This window comes from Pseudomonas sp. GW822-FHT03F08 (assembly GCF_058801265.1).
Window position 1 is genome coordinate 727,996 of sequence record NZ_JBXANC010000001.1, and the last position, 15,612, is coordinate 743,607.

The following is a 15,612-nucleotide window of genomic DNA, read 5'->3' on the forward strand; positions in this document are numbered from 1 at the left end:
TGCGCCGATGAAACTGGCGATGAAGTTGCGGACCCGCTTGTTCCTGAGCATTTCCGCGCTGATCACCGTGGCCTTGCTCGGGCTGATGCTCGGGCTGGTCAGCGTGATGCAAATGGCCGGAACTCAGGAGGCGTTGATCCGCAACAACTTCGTCACCCTCGATCTGGGGCTCAAGCTGCGCCAGACCCTGGGCGACCAGTTGATCATGATGCTCGCCGAGAAGCCCGATCCAGCCGCCTTCGAAGCGTCGAAACAGCATTACTTCGAGCTGCTCGACGAGGGTATCGCCCAGGAGCAGAAAGACGACGACCGTCAATACGGATTCAGTCAGGCCAAGGCCGATTACCTGAGCTTTCTTCAGGCGTTCGACGTGTCCCGCAATCCAGGCGCGGCCCTGAGTGGCGGTGGCGACTTGCGCGAGCGCTTCAACACCCTGCGCAACGGTCTGATCGCCGAGCACAAGCACGCACTGGATAACATCAACGCCGTGCAACACGCCGCCCGCGACCGGGCGCTGCTGATCGCCGGTCTGCTCGGGCTGGTGGGGCTGGCGGTGTTGATCATCGGCTTCATCACCGCTCAAGGAATTGCTCGCCGGTTCGGTGCACCGATCGAGGCACTGGCGAAAGCAGCGGACAACATCGGCCAGGGCAATTTCGAAGTGACCTTGCCGGTGTCCTCGGCCATGGAAATCAACCTGCTGACCCGGCGTTTCGGGCTGATGGCCGAAGCGCTACGCGAGCATCAGGCGACCAATGTCGATGAACTGCTGGCCGGCCAGCAACGCTTGCAGGCCGTGCTCGACAGCATCGATGACGGCTTGTTGATGATCGACCGCCAGGGGCATCTGGAACACTTGAACCCGGTGGCCCAGCGGCAACTGGGCTGGGACAGCGACCGGTTTGGCGAGGGCCTGGGCACTGCGCTTCAGCGCCCGGAACTGGATGCGCAGCTGCAACTGGTGCTGCGCGGAGGGACTCTTGAGCGCGCGCCGGAAGATTTGAGCATCGAAGTCGATGGCGAGTCGCGACTGCTGACCTACAGCCTGACCCCGGTCAGCCACACCCAGGGGCATATCCTCGGCGCGGTGATGGTGCTGCATGACGTCACCGAACAGCGGGCCTTTGAGCGGGTGCGCAGCGAATTCGTGTTGCGCGCCTCCCACGAACTGCGCACACCGGTGACCGGGATGCACATGGCGTTCGGGCTGTTTCGTGAGCGGGCGAAGTTTCCGGCGGAATCCCGGGAGTCCGATCTGCTCGACACCGTCAATGAAGAGATGCAGCGCTTGATGCAGCTGATCAACGATCTGCTGAATTTTTCGCGCTATCAGAGCGGCCTGCAGAAACTCGCGCTGGCGCCGTGCTCCATCGAGGATTTGCTGGCCCAGGCGCAATCGCGTTTTGCCGACTCGGCAGCGCAGAAGGGCGTTGCGTTGAACATTGAGGTGCAAGGCCCGTTACCGCGTTTGCAGGCCGATCAGGCCCAGCTGGATCGAGTTCTGGACAACCTGATCGACAATGCCTTGCGCCATACCGCCCGCGACGGGCTGATCCGTTTGCAGGCGCGCCGGCATGGCGAGCGGGTGATCATCAGCGTCGAGGACAATGGCGAAGGTATTGCCTACGGCCAGCAAGGGCGGATCTTCGAACCGTTCGTTCAGGTCGGGCGCAAGAAGGGCGGGGCCGGGCTCGGGCTGGCGCTGTGCAAGGAAATCGTCCAGTTGCACGGCGGGCGGATGGGTGTCTATTCGCGACCGGGGCAGGGCACGCAGTTCTACATGGCGCTGGCGGTCTAGGCTTCGTCGTCCATCCGGCGGCCGGCGAGGCGCCGTCCACGGGTGATCAGCTCGATGAATTGCACGGCGCTCAAGGCGTGGGCGAACAACCAGCCCTGGCCGAACTTCACGCCTTCGCTGCTGAGCAGCGCCGCCTGGGATTCATATTCGATACCTTCGGCAATCACTTTCAGATCCAGTGCCTGGGCCATGTGAATGATGTGCGGTGCAACACCGCTGCTGGCGGCGTCATGGCCGAGCGCGTCGATGAACGCCTTGTCGATTTTCAGGCAATCCACCGGCAGGGTTTGCAGGTAGGCGAGGCTGCAATAGCCGGTGCCGAAATCGTCGATCAGCACTTGGTGGCCGACATCGCGCAGCGCTTGCAGGTTTTCCCGGGCCACCACCACATCGATCAGGCCGCGCTCGGTCACTTCAAACGCGATCTGCCGTGCCGCCACCCGGTGCAGGGTCAACAGCCGCGCCATGACCTGGCCGATACGCGGCACCATCACGTCGCACGCCGCCAGGTTCACCGAGATGTACAGCTGCGGATTGGCCCGCAGTAATTGGCCCAGTTGTTCCAGCAGGCGCTGGAGGACGAAGTCGGTCATCTGGCGGATCTGCCCGGTGTTTTCCGCCATCGGGATAAACAGGTCGGGACTGGTCAGCGTGCCGTCCGGCCGGCGCCAGCGCAGCAAGGCTTCGGCGCCGACGCAGTTGCGGCTGTCGAGGTCGAAGATCGGTTGATACAGCACCTGCAATTCGCCGCGGCGGATCGCGCCGTGCAGTTCGGCATCCAGTGATTGATGCTGACGCACCAGCCAGAACACCGTGAGCCCGACCAGCACGCCCAGCAGCAGACAGACCGGCACCATCCACCACCAAAGCTCGGGGATGTGCATGCCGGTGCGCGGGGTAATCAGCACCAACTGGTATTCCGGGTTATCGGTGGGCATGCGATAGATCAGATGGCTCTGGGTGACTTGCAGGGCGTCCAGACTCTTTGGAGGCCATGGCTCGGTGGGCGGCCATGTCTGTGGCACGCCGAGCACGGGAATCGCCCGGCTGCCATGGTCCAGCACCACCAGCAGGCTGCTGCCGGGGGACAGATCGACCATGTCGGTCAGGTGCCCGCGTGAGGTGGCCACGCGAAAGTTGCCGCGCCCGAGCATCAGCGCCGCGCGATTTTCATCGGGTTCGGTGGTGGTGTTCAGCCAGTAGCTGTAGGTCGGGCCCTTGATGTCGGGCGGGCGCACGACCGACAGGCCTTCCTGACGCGGGCGGTTGGAGCAGATCCGCGAGGCGTCCATGTAGGCGGCTTCATAGACGAAGCGATAGTTGAAGGTCACTTGCTGCAGCGTGGCGATCATCTCGTCGTCGCAGCTGCGCAGGGGCTGGGCCTCGAGGTCGTCGAGGCTTTCACGCAACTGGCCGAACAACTGTTCCAGTCGGGCCAGGAAGCGCTCGCCCTGGGCGTTCATTTCCTGGCTTTCGCTTTGTTCGACCTGATGCACGGCCACGAACAACCCGCCGGTGATCAGCAGACTCGCACTGAGGACAGCCGCCAGCATCGCCAGAAACCAGGGGCGATAAAACCAGCTACGCAGCGTCTCTCGGGTAGCAACCATCATGGATATCCGAAGAATTACCAATGAGTTATAGCTGCTGATTGCACTTTCGCCCTGACCGTCGGGCGGGCGTCATTATTTTGTCTGATTCAGCACCAGCAGCAAGGCTGCCGTTTGCGCATCCGGAGTACCGTCAAAGCGGGAAGGGCGGAAGTGCATCTGGAAGGCTGCGAGTACATGGCGGGTCGCCACGTCCAGCTCACCGTTCTGCGGCGTTGCGTAGCCCAGGCGTGCCAGTTGCGCCTGGAACCAACTGATGCTCGGTAACTCGACGTCGAACCTTACTTGCTGGCGGGCTACGGCGTGTTCATCGGGCCACAAGCCAAGACCTTCGGCGGCCAGGCGCTTCCACGGGAACAACGGGCCCGGATCAAGCTTGCGCAACGGTGCGATATCGCTGTGGCCGATGATGTGGTCCGGGCTGATGCCGTTGCGTTTGCTGATGTCCTTGAGCAGCACGATCAGCGACTGCACCTGGGCTTCACTGTACGGATACCACACACGCCCGGTCGGAGTGTCCTTGAAGCCCGGGTTGACGATTTCGATGCCGATGGAGCTTGAGTTGAGCCAGGTACGGCCTTGCCATTCGCTTTCGCCGGCATGCCAGGCGCGCAGGTTTTCGTCCATCAGCTTGTAGATCGTGCCGTTCTTGTCGTCGCCGATCAGGTAGTGGCTGCTGACTTCACCGTGGGTCAGCAGTTGCAGCGAACGCTCAAGGGAGGCGGAGGTGTAATGCACGATCACGAACTGCGCGCGGCTGTCGTGATTGGCAGAAGGATGGCTGGTGTCGTAGCGCGGGCCGCTGGCACAACCGGCCAGAACGAGCAGCGACGCGATGAGAGCAAGGAATTTCATGGCAGTACACGCAAGTCGATAATGCAACAGTGTAACGTACTGACTTGCGTGCGAACGGCAAAAGGGCTGATTTAAATGAAATGGAACAATTGTCTTCAGCCCAGCTCCACCCGGTTGCGGCCTGCGTTTTTGGCCCGGTACAACGCCTGATCGGCTCTTTTGAGCACCAGATCGCTGTGTTCTCCCGGCCTGAACGCCGCCAGCCCCATGGAAATAGTGATCGTGACTCGCTCACCCTTGAAGTGGAACGGGCAGGCCTCGATGGAGGCGCGCAGGGTTTCCAGCAGTTTGGCGCCGACGGCCGGCGGGGTTGCCGGTAGCAGCAGGACAAATTCCTCACCGCCGAAGCGCGCAATGAAATCGCTGCCGCGCAGGCGCTTGCGCAGCACCGTGGCGATGATCTTCAACACCTTGTCGCCGGCCAGATGCCCGTAGTTGTCGTTGATCCGTTTGAAGTGATCGAGGTCGAGCATCGCCAGGCTCAAGGTGTTGCCATGCTGCTGCCATTGGGCGATTTCGTGGTCGAGTCGCTCGCTCCAGGCGGCGCGGTTGGGCAGGCCGGTGAGCGGATCGATCAGGGCTTTCTGGCGCTGCTCTTCAAGGTGTTCGCGGTAGCCAAGGGCTTCCTGTTCCATGTGCGCCACGCGCTCGGCCAGGCTTTTCAGGCGTCCGGCCACTTCCTGCTCACGGGCGTCACGTTGTTTCTGGTGCTGGTCCATCGTGCCGAGCAAGCCTTCGAGATGGTTTTCCAGTACCTGCTTGAGGTCGTTCAGATCCGCCGCTTCCTGCACGCTGTTCTGCAGGCCATCGACCTGTTCACGGATCTGCGTGTCCATCGCCCGCGCCGCGGAGCTGTTGTCGGCGTGACCTTCGCTGGCGGCCTGCAGGTTGCTCTGGAACGCTTCGAGGCGTTCGTTGAGTTGTTGCAGATAGGCTTCGAACTCGTGCTGACCGCTGTCGGTGATGGCCAGCATCAAGGTCGCCAGATCGTCGAGGATCGGTAGCAACTCGTACCAATTGAGCCCATGTTTCAGCCGATCGCGCATGGCCTCGGCTTGCGGGCGATGGCGTTCCGGCAAGGTCAGATCGTCCAGCAGGCCGATCAGCGTGTCTTCGATGTGTTTGGCCACCGAGCTGTAGGACGGTTCGGGCGAGTCCGGTAACGCGTAGAGAATGTCCTGCTCGGACTGCTCCGGATCGATGGCCGCCAATGCCTGCGCGATTGGCTCGGGCAAGGGCAGACTGTCGAGGATGACCGGGGGCGAGTTGTCACCGGGGTGGATCAGTTCGTCGGGGTTGAAGGCCGCCGGTATTGCTGGCGCGAAGACCGGAGGTGGCGTGAAGGCTTGCGGCTCGGGTTCTGGCTCGGCGGGTTCCGGTTCGCTGGGAGCCGGAACGACTTCTGTGAGGATCCGGGCAGGCTCGAAGGCAACCACTTCCGGCTCTGCAACAGGCTCGGGTGTTGATATTGGTGCTGGTGCTTGTGCTGAAGCTTGCAGTGGCGCGACCAGAGGTGCGGTGACCGGTGTTTCGATGACGGTCGCAATGGCTGCCGGTTCGACGATTGCGACAGGCGCTTCCGGCACTGGCGTGCTTTCAGGTGCAGCGGGTGGTTGCTCCGGCTGAGCGGCTGGAGAAGCCACGGCAGGCTGAGCCACCGGTGCGGGCGCTTCCTCGCTGTCGCGGCTGCCGAACAGGCGCTGCAACAGCCCCGGACGTCCCGGTTCCGCCGGGGTCTCCAGTTGGCTCAGGGCCTTGCCCTGCAAGCCGCTGAGTTCACTGAGCAGCAGCGGCATTTCCCGCGCCTGACTGACCCGGCCATCCAGCTGCTTGGCGAACTTCTTCAGTGGCTGGGCGACTTCCCGGGGCAGGGGCAGCGATTGCAGTTGAGTCACCAGCGAATTCAGGGCCGTGCTGACTTGATTGATCCGGGTTTCACGGCGTTGCTCGGAGTCGAGCACGGCTTTTTCAAGGCGCGGCAACAGGGCGGCGAGGCCGGCGTCCATGTCGTCGGTGCGCACCACGTCGCGCATTTCTTTCATGCATTGATCGACGACGCGGTCGGTGCCTTCCGCCGCCAGCGTGCTGCGCACCAGGCCGCGGCGCAGCAGGTCGAGCCGGGCGTCCCATCGACGTTCGAGCTTTTCCTGTTGTTCGATGCTTTTGAGGTATTTCTCTTTCCAGCGCTGGGCTTCGTCGCTCATTCAGGCGTTCCGCGAGGGGCAGGACTCAACGCGGGCAATGCATCGGCCGTGAGCGAACCCGGCAGACGAATCTCTACCGCGACGGGCAGGTGATCGGAAATCGGTTGCGCCAGCACTTCGACCTTTTCCAGGGTCAGGGTCGGGCTGAGCAGAATATGGTCCAGGCAGCGCTGCGGGCGCCAGCTGGGGAACGTCGCTTCGAGTTGCGGGGCCAGCAGGCCGAGGTCGCGCAAGGGCGAGTGCTGGAGCAGGTCGCTGGCGTGGGTGTTCATGTCACCCATCAGGACCTGATGCTTGTAGCCGCCGATCAGCTCGCGAATGTAGGCCAGTTGCATCGTGCGTACCCGGGCGCCGAGCGCCAGGTGCATCATCACCACCACCAGCGCCTCGGGACCTTCGCCGAAACGTACCAGAATCGCCCCGCGACCTTTCGGCCCCGGCAGCGGGTGGTCTTCGATCGCCCACGGGCGCAGACGACTGAGCACACCGTTGCTGTGCTGGGCCAGTCGGCCGAGGTTGCGATTGAGTTGTTGATACCAGTAGGGGAAGGCGCCGAGATGGGCCAGGTGTTCGACCTGATTGACGTAGCCTGAACGCAGGCTACCGCCATCGGCTTCCTGCAGGGCGACCAGGTCGAAGTCGCCGAGCAGATTGCCGATCTTTTGCAGATTGCCGGAGCGTCCGGGGTGCGGCAGCAGATGCTGCCAGCTGCGGGTCAGGTAGTGCCGATAACGCTCGGTGCTGATGCCGACCTGGATGTTGAAGCTGAGCAGGCGCAAACGGCTGTCTGCGGGCAGGCCCGTGGACTCCAGGTGATGCTCGTTGACCTGCGGATCATGCAGGCCAACGAGACGTTCGGCTCCCCAGCGGCGCATGGCGATTGCCGCGCTTAGTTGGCGGCTGCCTTGTTGGTCGCTCGCTCTTTGGCGACCAGTTGGTCAGCCAGCTTCAGAGCTTCTTCGGCGCCGCCGGCGGAGCCGATGTCGAAACGGTATTTGCCGTTGACGATCATGGTTGGAACGCCGGAGATTTCATACTTCTTGGCCAGTTCGCGAGCCTTGATGATCTGGCCCTTGATGGCGAAGGAGTCGAAGGTGGCCAGGAACTTGTCCTTGTCTACGCCTTGGGTGGCGAGGAAGTCGGCCATATCGTTCTTGTCGGTCAGCTTCTTGTGTTCTTTCTGGATCGCGTTGAAGACGGCAGCGTGAACGCTGTGCTCGACGCCCATGGCTTCCAGGGTCAGGAACATTTGACCGTGAGCGTCCCACGGGCCGCCGAACATGGCAGGAATGCGTACGAAGTTGACGTCTGAAGGCAGTTTTTCAACCCACGGATTGATCACGGGTTCGAAGGCGTAGCAGTGCGGGCAGCCGTACCAGAACAGTTCCACCACTTCGATCTTGCCAGGCACGGCAACCGGTACCGGGTTGCTCAGTTCGACGTACGGGGCGGCAGGTGCTTCGGCGGCCTGGGCCGTCACGCCGAACAGGCTGGCAGCGACGAGGGCGGCGCTGATGATCAGATTACGCATGCTTTACTCCTGGGCAAATTGGGTCGCCTCGCGCGACCTGTTTTCAGACAGATCCTGGCGGGCATGAGTTCTGTAGTGTAACGGCAGCGGCCACAAAAAAGGGCGGCCAAAGCCACCCTTTTTATACTTCATGCAACGGATTAATCGAGCGTTAACGTGGCGGGAGTTGTCCTTCGCACGCAACGCTCGAATCACCATCGCAGTGACCTTAGTGCAGGCCTTGAATGTAGCTGGAGACCGCCGCGATGTCCTCGTCGCTCAGCTTGCGAGCGATGGTGCGCATGGTCATGGCATCACCGTCGTTGCTGCGGCCGACGGCAGGATCTTCCTTACGGAAATCGGTCAGTTGCTTGGCGATGTATTGAGCGTGTTGGCCACCCAGGTGCGGGAAACCGGCGGCTGCGTTGCCGGCGCCGTTTGGCGAGTGGCATCCGGTGCAGGCTGGCAGGCCTTTTTCCAGGTTGCCGCCACGGAACAGGGCTTCACCGCGAGCGACGATCTTCGGATCGGCGGCGCCGACGCTGCCTTTCTGGCTGGCGAAGTAGGCGGCGATGTCGGACAGGTCCTGATCGCTCAGGTTGGTCAGCAGCCCGGTCATTTCCAGAACGGTGCGCTTGCCCGACTTGATGTCGTGCAACTGCTTGGTCAGGTAGCGTTCACCCTGTCCGGCCAGTTTTGGAAAGTTTGGCGCCATGCTGTTGCCATCCGGGCCATGGCAGGCCCCGCAAACGGCGGCTTTCGCCTGGCCTGCGGCGGCATCACCGGCAGCATGGGCGAAGCCTGAGATTCCCACGGTCAACAGCAGACTCACGATCAATTTGTTCATCAGCTAATCCAACTACGGCTAAGGGTTAAGAGTTATGGACCGGGTTTACTTCCGCTCATCCAGAGGATGATGGCCTGGTAATCCTCGGCACTGCAGTCCATGCACAAACCACGCGGCGGCATCGCCTTGAAACCCTGGGTCACGTGTTGCACCAGCGTCTCCATACCTTTCGCCAACCTCGGCGTCCAAGCTTCCTGATCGCCTCTTCTGGGCGCCATGGGGAGTTGGCCGGAATGACAGGCACCACAAACACGGTTGTACACTGCTTCCGGATCCTGTGTAGCCTGTGCGCTGTAAAGCGGCATCAAGACTCCGGCAGCCAGCAGCCATTTCGTCATAAAACGACCTTTTCAGGGTTGAGAGCGTTCTGCGTTCTAATGCGCAATCAAGGTCTGTCGCTCTCGTGAACTTCATCCTTCGCTGGGACAAAGCACACACAAAATCTGCGGCATTATATACTGGCGTCACTGAAACGGAAGCGACACCGCGTTCCGCGCCCAATCCCGGCGCCGCCCACATCGGAAATCCCATGCAACTCAAGAATCCCATCCTCGGCCTGTGCCAACAGTCCACGTTCATGCTCAGTGCCGCCAAAGTCGATCAGTGCCCCGACGACGAAGGCTTCGAAGTGGCGTTCGCCGGTCGTTCCAACGCCGGTAAATCCAGCGCGCTGAACACACTGACTCACGCCAGCCTGGCGCGCACCTCGAAAACCCCGGGTCGCACACAGCTGTTGAACTTCTTCAAGCTAGACGATGAACGGCGTCTGGTCGACCTGCCGGGCTACGGTTATGCAAAAGTACCGATCCCGCTCAAGCAACACTGGCAGCGTCACCTCGAGGCTTACCTCGGTGGTCGCGAGAGTTTGAAGGGTTTGATTCTGATGATGGACATCCGTCATCCAATGACCGACTTCGACCTGCTGATGCTCGACTGGGCCGTTGCGGCCGGCATGCCGATGCACATTCTGCTGACCAAGGCAGACAAACTGACCTACGGCGCAGCCAAGAACACGCTGCTCAAGGTGCAGTCGGAAATTCGTAAGGGGTGGGGCGATCTGGTGACGATCCAGCTGTTCTCCGCACCAAAACGCATGGGCCTGGAAGAGGCCTACACTGTGTTGGCGGGCTGGATGGAGCTGGCAGACAAAGGCGCAGAAGCGGCGGCAGAGTAAGGGGATTTCAAAACTGTCTGTGGTGTTGTCAGGCAAGGCAAAAGCATCGCTAAAAAGCGGAGTTTAGGGGACCTAAATGAGCATTTTTAGCGATGCTTTTAACGCAGTCTGGCGGCGCCACAGGCAGTTTTGAGGCAAAAAAAAGCCCCGGACTTCATATGGGGAGGGAGAAGTTCCGGGGTTCAAGTTCCGAACCGCTAGGGCGGGGTTCAGATATCTGCCAACACTTAACACAACATAGGAGCATCGAAGGGCTTCACCAGCCATTCAGTAACTCTGAGTGGCCTGTCGCAAGATTAGTTCAGATTCTTTTCAAAAAACTTTGGAATAAGCTCAAGAGCGATCAGAACTAAGCGTCATTCGATGCCTTTGCCGCGACGTCATGTCGCGGCAAAACCCCGTCCCAGAGGCCTCAGTGCGCCTCGTCCCAGTTGTTGCCAACCCCGACTTCCACCAGTAACGGCACGTCCAGTTTCGCCGCTTCGCTCATGTGGACGCGAATTTCGTCGCGAACCTGATCGACCAGGTCCTCGCGAACCTCCAGTACCAGTTCGTCGTGCACCTGCAGGATGACTTTGGCGTCCAGCCCCGAAGCGCTCAGCCAGTTATCCACCGCGACCATGGCTTTCTTGATGATGTCCGCTGCGGTGCCCTGCATCGGCGCGTTGATCGCCGTGCGTTCGGCAGCGGCGCGTTCCTGCGGCTTGTTGGAGTTGATGTCCGGCAGGTACAGGCGACGGCCGAAAATCGTTTCCACGTAGCCCTGATCTGCTGCCTGCGCCCGGGTGCGATCCATGTATTCACGAACGCCCGGGTAGCGCGCGAAGTAGGTGTCGATGTAGGCCTTGGCGGTCTTGGTGTCGACGCCGATGTCCTTGCCCAGCTTCTGCGCGCCCATGCCGTAGATCAGACCGAAGTTGATCGCCTTGGCGCCACGGCGCTGGTCGGACGTTACTTCGTTCAGCTCGACCTTGAACACTTCGGCTGCCGTGGCGGTGTGCACGTCCAGGTTGTTGCGGAAGGCGTTCATCAGGCCTTCGTCGCGGGACAGGTGCGCCATGATCCGCAATTCGATCTGCGAGTAGTCCGCCGCCAGCAGTTTGTAGCCTTTCGGCGCAACGAAGGCCTGACGGATGCGTCGGCCTTCAGCGGTGCGCACCGGAATGTTCTGCAGGTTCGGATCGCTTGAGGACAAGCGACCGGTCGATGCCACAGCCTGATGATACGAGGTGTGGATACGCCCGGTGCGCGGGTTGATCTGCTCCGGCAGGCGATCGGTGTAGGTGCTTTTCAGCTTGCTCATGGAACGGTGTTCCATCAGCACTTTTGGCAAGCGGTGATCGTCTTCGGCCAGTTTCGCCAGCACTTCTTCGGCGGTGGACGGCTGGCCCTTGGCGGTTTTCTTCAGCACCGGCAGGCCGAGTTTTTCGTAGAGGATCACGCCGAGTTGCTTCGGCGAGCCCAGGTTGAACTCTTCACCGGCGATTTCGAACGCTTCACGCTCCAGCGCGACCATCTTGTCGCCCAGCTCGATGCTCTGAACGCCAAGCAGTGCAGCATCGACGAATGCGCCCTGGCGCTCGATGCGAGCCAGCACTGGCACCAGCGGGATCTCGATGTCGGTCAGTACGCTGGCCAGGCTCGGGATGGCGCTGAGTTTTTCGAACAGCGTCTGGTGCAGGCGCAGGGTCACGTCGGCATCTTCGGCGGCATAGGGCCCGGCCTGTTCCAGAGCGATCTGGTCGAAGGTCAGTTGCTTGGCGCCTTTGCCGGCGATGTCCTGGAAGCTCACGGTGGTGTGATCCAGGTACTTCTGCGCCAGGCTGTCCATGTCGTGACGGGTGGCGGTGGAGTTGAGCACGTAGGACTCAAGCATCGTGTCGAAGGCAATGCCGCGCACGGTGATGCCCTGGCTCTGATCGCCACCGATGGCGCAGTTGGCCAGGATGTTCATGTCGAACTTGGCGTGCTGGCCGACCTTGAGCTTGTTTGGGTCTTCCAGAATCGGCTTGAGTGCGCGCAACACGGTGTCGCGATCCAACTGCTCCGGCACGCCGATGTAGGAGTGGGTCAGCGGGATGTAGGCCGCTTCGTTGGCCTGCACCGCGAAGGACAGACCGACCAGTTGCGCCTGTTGGGCGTCGACGCCGGTGGTTTCGGTGTCGAAGGCAAACAGCTTGGCGTTCTTCAGTTTTTCCAGCCAGACGTCGAAACGGGCCTGATCGAGGATGGTTTCGTACGCGGCTTCAGCCGGAGCGACCGGCGCTTCTTCCGCAGGTGCGCTGAACAGATCGGCGGCCGGCTCAGGGGCAGCGGCGCTGCTCAGTTCCAGACGCTTGGCGTCGCGTTCCAGATCGTTGATCCAGCTCTTGAACTCCAGCAGGGTGTAGAGCTCAAGCAGTTGGGCCGGGTCTTCCGGGCCCATTTGCAGGTCGTCGAGGCCGATGTCCAGCGGCACGTCGACCTTGATGGTCGCCAGTTGATAGGAGAGGAAGGCCATCTCCTTGTGCTCTTCGAGCTTGGCCGGCAGGGTCTTGGCGCCGCGGATCGGCAGGGTCGGCACGATATCGAGCTGCGCGTAGAGCTCGGTCAGGCCGCCGTTGACGCCGACCAGCAGGCCGGACGCAGTTTTCGGCCCGATGCCGGGAACGCCGGGGATGTTGTCGGAAGAGTCGCCCATCAGGGCCAGATAATCGATGATCTGCTCCGGAGCGACGCCGAATTTCTCCTTCACGCCCTCCACGTCCATCGAACTACCGGACATGGTGTTGACCAAGGTAATGTGGCCGTCGACCAGTTGCGCCATGTCCTTGTCGCCGGTGGAGATGATCACCGGACGATTGGCGGCCGCGCTGCTGCGGGCCAGGGTGCCGATCACGTCATCGGCCTCGACGCCTTCGACGCACAGCAGCGGGAAGCCGAGGGCTTTCACGCTCTGGTGCAGCGGCTCGATCTGCACGCGCATGTCGTCGGGCATGCTCGGGCGGTTGGCCTTGTATTCGGCGTACATCTCATCGCGAAATGTCCCGCCCTTGGCGTCGAACACCACGGCGAACGGGCTGTCCGGATACTGCTTGCGCAGGCTCTTGAGCATGTTCAGCACGCCCTTGACCGCGCCGGTCGGCAGGCCTTTGGAGGTGGTCAGCGGTGGCAGCGCGTGAAAGGCGCGGTACAGGTAAGACGAACCGTCCACCAGGACGAGGGGGGCTTGGCTCATGAGCAGGATCAACCTTTTCGGCGGGTCCGGCGCTAGAATAGCGGGACCGTTGACGACAAAGGGACAAGGTTATCATGCGTACGTTAAATCGCTTGCTGCTGGTCATTTTGATTGCAACCACGCCACTGGCCGCGATCGCGGCGGATGATGCGCCGTCAGCGGAACCGGAGGTCACCATCCGTACCGAAGGTGACAAGACCATCCAGGAGTACCGGCAGAACGGATTCCTGTACGCGATCAAGGTGACCCAGAAGGGTTTTCCGCCCTATTTTCTGGTGCGCGCGGACGGTACTGATGCAAACTTCATCCGCTCGGACCAGCCGGATATGCTGATCCCCGCGTGGAAGATTTTCGAGTGGAAGTAGTTTCTTAATTTCAACCGGCGCCGACGCGATGGCGGCGCCAGAACTGAGCAGTTTTTAACCATGTCTGTGTTCACCCCCCTGGCTCGGCCCGAGCTGGAAACCTTTCTCGCCCCTTACGGGCTCGGCCGTCTGCTCGATTTCCAGGGGATCGCCGCCGGCAGCGAAAACACCAACTTCTTCATCAGCATGGAAAAGGGCGAGTTCGTCCTGACCCTGGTCGAGCGCGGCCCGGTGCAGGAAATGCCTTTCTTCATCGACCTGCTCGACGTCCTTCACGAGGCCGACCTGCCGGTGCCTTACGCACTGCGCACCACCGACGGCGTGGCCCTGCGCGAGCTGAAAGGCAAGCCGGCGCTGTTACAGCCGCGCCTGGCCGGCAAGCACATCAAGCAGGCCAACGCCCAGCATTGCGCGCAGGTCGGTGACTTGCAGGCGCACCTGCACCTGGCAACCCAGGGCAACAACATGATCAAACGCAAGACCGATCGTGGCCTGGACTGGATGCTGGAAGAGGGCACGCAGTTTCTTTCGCACCTGAGCGACGCGCCGCGCGCTCTGCTGCAAACCGCGCTGGACGAAATCACGCAACAGAAAGACAAAATTCTCGCGCTGCCGCGGGCGAACATCCACGCCGACCTGTTCCGCGACAACGCGATGTTCGAAGGCACGCACCTGACCGGGCTGATCGACTTCTACAACGCCTGCTCCGGGCCGATGCTCTACGACGTGGCGATTGCCTTGAACGATTGGTGTTCGGACGATGATGGCCTGATCGACGGCCCGCGTGCGCGGGCCTTCCTGGGTGCCTACGCGACGCTGCGCCCGTTCACGGCAGCCGAAGCAGAGTTGTGGCCGACCATGCTGCGAGTGGCGTGCGTGCGGTTCTGGCTGTCGCGGTTGATTGCGGCGGAATCGTTCGCCGGGCAAGACGTGCTGATTCACGATCCGAAGGAGTTCGAGCAGCGTCTGGCGCAGCGTCAGCAGGTCAGCACACCGCTGCCGTTTGCCCTGTAAAAGAAAAAAACCGCAGCCTGTGCAGGCTGCGGTTTTTTTGTATTAGAGCGACTCCAGGCACCCTGCCAGGTCATTCCCCAGCTTCTCCAGCACTTGCTCATAACCCTGAGCAGTTGCCGGCGTGTAGCCGCCCAACGCATCCAGCTCCGCCAGCTTCACCGGCAGGCCCGCCACCAGGGTTTCGGCCAAGCGTGGGCGCAACGGCGGCTCACTGAACACGCAAGTCTTGCCGACTTCCTGCAAGCGCGCACGCATCGCCGCGACATGCTGGGCGCCTGGCTGCACCTCCGCCGCAACGCTGAACACACCGGTGTGTTTCAAGCCGTAGGCCTCTTCGAAGTAGTCGAAGGCTTCGTGGAAGACGAAGTAGGGTTTGCCTTCAACGCTGGCCAGGCGCTTCTTCAAACGCTGATCCAGCGCATCGAGACGCGCGTCGAACGCCTTGGCGTTGCTTTGATAGCGCTCGGCATTGGCCGGGTCGGCAGCGCTCAGGTCGGCGGCCATCTTGTCGGCAATAACCCGCGCGTTCACCGGCGATAGCCACAAATGCGCATCGAGAGTACCTGGGCGGTGATCGTGATCATGCTCGTCGGCGTCTTCGGCGTGGGAGTGGCTGTCTTCGGCGAAGCGACGCAGCTTCATGCCCGACAGGTCCTGCACCGCGACGCTCGGCAGCGTACGACCATTCAGCACGCGTGGCAGGAAACCTTCCATGTCCGGGCCGATCCAGTACAGCAGGTCCACCGATTGCACCTTGCGCACGTCGGACGGGCGCAACGCATAGTTATGCGGCGAAGCCCCCGGTGGCAGCAGCACTTCGGGAATCGCTACGCCGTCCTGCACCGCAGCGGCAATCAATTGCAGCGGCTTGATGCTGGTGAGGACTCTGACTTCGGCCTGGGCCGAACCGATCAGCAGAAAACTGGCGACAAATGCCACAAAAACAGAAAAAAGTCGGGACACGATGACCACTCAAGGAGGCGAGAACGGGTAACATAATAACGTCTCTAACCAAACT

Annotated in this window: 13 protein-coding genes; 4 read left to right on the plus strand and 9 right to left on the minus strand. The window is 61.6% G+C overall.

The window, feature by feature from the left end; all coding sequences use genetic code 11:
* The first annotated feature begins 7 nt into the window (after nt 1-7).
* Nucleotides 8-1,798 (plus strand): KinB sensor domain-containing domain, encoded by a 1,791-nt coding sequence (locus AC1RME_RS03410; protein ID WP_096822415.1) that lies wholly within the window; start codon nt 8-10, stop codon nt 1,796-1,798.
* On the opposite strand, the gene AC1RME_RS03415 is transcribed toward AC1RME_RS03410, so the two are convergent.
* The 7 genes from AC1RME_RS03415 to AC1RME_RS03445 form a co-directional block, all read right to left on the minus strand.
* Nucleotides 1,795-3,411 carry an EAL domain-containing protein gene (locus tag AC1RME_RS03415; protein WP_096822416.1) on the minus strand — a complete coding sequence of 539 codons (1,617 nt, stop codon included), beginning with the start codon at nt 3,409-3,411 and terminating at the stop codon, nt 1,795-1,797. The two genes, AC1RME_RS03410 and AC1RME_RS03415, sit on opposite strands and share 4 nt — an antisense overlap.
* Nucleotides 3,412-3,483: 72 nt before the next feature.
* A complete protein-coding gene (locus AC1RME_RS03420) occupies nt 3,484-4,263 on the minus strand; it encodes an N-acetylmuramoyl-L-alanine amidase (protein ID WP_096822417.1) in 780 nt (259 codons plus the stop codon).
* A gap of 95 nt (nt 4,264-4,358) precedes the next feature.
* Nucleotides 4,359-6,467 carry a diguanylate cyclase gene (locus tag AC1RME_RS03425; protein WP_493090469.1) on the minus strand — a complete coding sequence of 703 codons (2,109 nt, stop codon included), beginning with the start codon at nt 6,465-6,467 and terminating at the stop codon, nt 4,359-4,361.
* The gene (locus AC1RME_RS03430; protein ID WP_096822419.1) at nt 6,464-7,342 is read right to left on the minus strand and encodes an endonuclease/exonuclease/phosphatase family protein; all 879 of its coding nucleotides are present in this window, start codon (nt 7,340-7,342) and stop codon (nt 6,464-6,466) included. The genes AC1RME_RS03425 and AC1RME_RS03430 overlap by 4 nt, the downstream gene beginning before the upstream one ends.
* A gap of 14 nt (nt 7,343-7,356) precedes the next feature.
* On the minus strand, nt 7,357-7,998 hold the full coding sequence (locus AC1RME_RS03435) for a thiol:disulfide interchange protein DsbA/DsbL (protein ID WP_096822420.1): 642 nt from the start codon (nt 7,996-7,998) through the stop codon (nt 7,357-7,359).
* A gap of 208 nt (nt 7,999-8,206) precedes the next feature.
* Complete coding sequence (locus AC1RME_RS03440; protein ID WP_096822422.1) at nt 8,207-8,824, minus strand: c-type cytochrome; 618 nt, start codon at nt 8,822-8,824, stop codon at nt 8,207-8,209.
* A gap of 32 nt (nt 8,825-8,856) precedes the next feature.
* Complete coding sequence (locus AC1RME_RS03445) at nt 8,857-9,162, minus strand: c-type cytochrome (RefSeq protein ID WP_085713044.1); 306 nt, start codon at nt 9,160-9,162, stop codon at nt 8,857-8,859.
* A gap of 191 nt (nt 9,163-9,353) precedes the next feature.
* Between AC1RME_RS03445 and yihA the strand changes: the two genes are divergently transcribed.
* A complete protein-coding gene (yihA, locus tag AC1RME_RS03450; protein ID WP_096822423.1) occupies nt 9,354-9,998 on the plus strand; it encodes a ribosome biogenesis GTP-binding protein YihA/YsxC in 645 nt (214 codons plus the stop codon).
* A gap of 412 nt (nt 9,999-10,410) precedes the next feature.
* On the opposite strand, the gene polA is transcribed toward yihA, so the two are convergent.
* On the minus strand, nt 10,411-13,215 hold the full coding sequence (gene polA / locus AC1RME_RS03455; protein WP_096822424.1) for a DNA polymerase I: 2,805 nt from the start codon (nt 13,213-13,215) through the stop codon (nt 10,411-10,413).
* A 74-nt stretch (nt 13,216-13,289) separates the two neighbouring features.
* Between polA and AC1RME_RS03460 the strand changes: the two genes are divergently transcribed.
* Both AC1RME_RS03460 and AC1RME_RS03465 read left to right on the plus strand, forming a co-directional pair.
* Nucleotides 13,290-13,580 carry a DUF2782 domain-containing protein gene (locus AC1RME_RS03460; protein WP_096822425.1) on the plus strand — a complete coding sequence of 97 codons (291 nt, stop codon included), beginning with the start codon at nt 13,290-13,292 and terminating at the stop codon, nt 13,578-13,580.
* Nucleotides 13,581-13,640: 60 nt separating this feature from the next.
* Nucleotides 13,641-14,594 carry a homoserine kinase gene (locus AC1RME_RS03465; RefSeq protein WP_096822426.1) on the plus strand — a complete coding sequence of 318 codons (954 nt, stop codon included), beginning with the start codon at nt 13,641-13,643 and terminating at the stop codon, nt 14,592-14,594.
* A gap of 42 nt (nt 14,595-14,636) precedes the next feature.
* Here the strand turns inward: AC1RME_RS03465 and AC1RME_RS03470 are convergent, their stop codons facing one another.
* Entirely contained in the window at nt 14,637-15,557 is a 921-nt protein-coding gene (locus AC1RME_RS03470) for a zinc ABC transporter substrate-binding protein ZnuA (protein WP_096822427.1), read from the minus strand.
* Nucleotides 15,558-15,612 lie beyond the last annotated feature (55 nt).

Bases quoted from the DNA above. Each gene is read 5' to 3' on its own strand.
- AC1RME_RS03445 (WP_085713044.1), bottom strand. From the start codon at position 9,162: ATGACGAAATGGCTGCTGGCTGCCGGAGTCTTGATGCCGCTTTACAGC.
- AC1RME_RS03435 (WP_096822420.1), bottom strand. From the start codon at position 7,998: ATGCGTAATCTGATCATCAGCGCCGCCCTCGTCGCTGCCAGCCTGTTC.
- AC1RME_RS03460 (WP_096822425.1), top strand. From the start codon at position 13,290: ATGCGTACGTTAAATCGCTTGCTGCTGGTCATTTTGATTGCAACCACG.
- AC1RME_RS03440 (WP_096822422.1), bottom strand. From the start codon at position 8,824: ATGAACAAATTGATCGTGAGTCTGCTGTTGACCGTGGGAATCTCAGGC.
- AC1RME_RS03425 (WP_493090469.1), bottom strand. From the start codon at position 6,467: ATGAGCGACGAAGCCCAGCGCTGGAAAGAGAAATACCTCAAAAGCATC.
- AC1RME_RS03430 (WP_096822419.1), bottom strand. From the start codon at position 7,342: ATGCGCCGCTGGGGAGCCGAACGTCTCGTTGGCCTGCATGATCCGCAG.
- polA (WP_096822424.1), bottom strand. From the start codon at position 13,215: ATGAGCCAAGCCCCCCTCGTCCTGGTGGACGGTTCGTCTTACCTGTAC.
- AC1RME_RS03410 (WP_096822415.1), top strand. From the start codon at position 8: ATGAAACTGGCGATGAAGTTGCGGACCCGCTTGTTCCTGAGCATTTCC.
- AC1RME_RS03420 (WP_096822417.1), bottom strand. From the start codon at position 4,263: ATGAAATTCCTTGCTCTCATCGCGTCGCTGCTCGTTCTGGCCGGTTGT.
- yihA (WP_096822423.1), top strand. From the start codon at position 9,354: ATGCAACTCAAGAATCCCATCCTCGGCCTGTGCCAACAGTCCACGTTC.
- AC1RME_RS03415 (WP_096822416.1), bottom strand. From the start codon at position 3,411: ATGATGGTTGCTACCCGAGAGACGCTGCGTAGCTGGTTTTATCGCCCC.
- AC1RME_RS03465 (WP_096822426.1), top strand. From the start codon at position 13,641: ATGTCTGTGTTCACCCCCCTGGCTCGGCCCGAGCTGGAAACCTTTCTC.